Genomic DNA, 1,132 nt, shown 5'->3' with positions numbered 1-1,132 from the left:
TCTCTTCTTCCGTTACGTCATTTCTTCGGCTAACATTTAAAATATCTCCTTCTTTTAATTGTTCGAGTATATTCTCGGCTAGTCTTTTCGTATAGGTTCGTTTCTTGGCGACAAAATCTAACTCTTCACTAAAGGGTTTTCGACAATTATCGCACTTAAATTGACGACGATTAACCTGTAGGTACACTGGTTGACCTGAGATTGGTAAATCTTTGACTAAATGTCGATGATTTTGGTGGAGTTTATCGCTCTCTAACCCACAACGAGGACAGATTGCTTTTTGATTTTTCGATTCGATTTGGCAAACTATACCGATATTTTCTAGGTGTAGATAGCCTTGAATAGACGTTCCTTTTAGGTTCAAAAATTTGTCAAGTATCATAAGTAAAATACTCTGGTTTTTGGCTATTATATCAAATCTTAACTCGATTGTCTATCTTTTGATATTAACTTGTTTGTGCCGTAAGTGTCTCCCTGTATAGATTTCAGCTACTTTTAGGCGTAGGTACTCTCATCGAATTTTATTTTAAGTTAATTATTTGCATAACAATTCCCGAAGAGCCCAGAAAGCCTTACTATGGCAGCCCTCTACGGGAAACTCTCAAAAATCGGACTTAAAAAAAATTATGTCCGAAAAAATGGCTTGCCCAGTTGGTGGGATGATGAACTCAATGATAAACCCGTTGCGGTCCTAGAAGGAGCAGGTTATATCGCCAAAAACCTCAATCTTGACCTCTCATCCTTATTAACCCCTCAAGAAAAGGTCAAATTTAATCGACCTCCCCATACTAAATTTAAACAGCACAATAGCCAGAATAACCAACATCCCCATCTAGCACAAGCTTTAGCGAGTCGTTTTGCTGAGTTAATTTCCTTGGGGGTTGAAGTTAATTATACCCCTTTATCTAAGGATGCTAAAACGGGAGCATCCCAGTTTTGCAATGAGTAAAAATACTCAGGCAATATCGCCGTTGAGATAAGCACAACGTAGCTTCAAATACTGAGGAACATTCTCTGCTTTCCATTGTGCTCCCACAATTTTCATTCTTGCACCTATTTGCTTAATCTTTGACTCTACACTTCCAGAACCGATGCAAATCCCTTGTGATTGATAGAGTTCGTAATTGGGTAT

1 protein-coding gene and 2 pseudogenes are annotated in these 1,132 nt (G+C 38.2%); 1 reads left to right on the top strand and 2 read right to left on the bottom strand.

The window, feature by feature from the left end; all coding sequences use genetic code 11:
* Positions 1 to 382 (bottom strand): transposase family protein (locus IQ224_RS23650; RefSeq protein ID WP_194033130.1); only part of this gene is annotated, 382 nt, incomplete at its 3' end.
* 195 nt (positions 383 to 577) lie between these two features.
* Between IQ224_RS23650 and IQ224_RS23645 the strand changes: the two are divergent.
* Positions 578 to 922: pseudogene (locus IQ224_RS23645) on the top strand (hypothetical protein); the annotation flags it as partial.
* Positions 923 to 955: 33 nt separating this feature from the next.
* Here IQ224_RS23645 and IQ224_RS23640 read toward each other — a convergent pair.
* Positions 956 to 1,132 (bottom strand): annotated as a pseudogene (locus IQ224_RS23640) (ISKra4 family transposase); the annotation flags it as partial.

It is taken from the genome of Microcystis sp. LEGE 00066, from assembly GCF_015207925.1.
GTDB lineage: Bacteria > Cyanobacteriota > Cyanobacteriia > Cyanobacteriales > Microcystaceae > Microcystis > Microcystis ichthyoblabe_A.
This window is presented reverse-complemented; position numbering and strand designations above follow the sequence as displayed.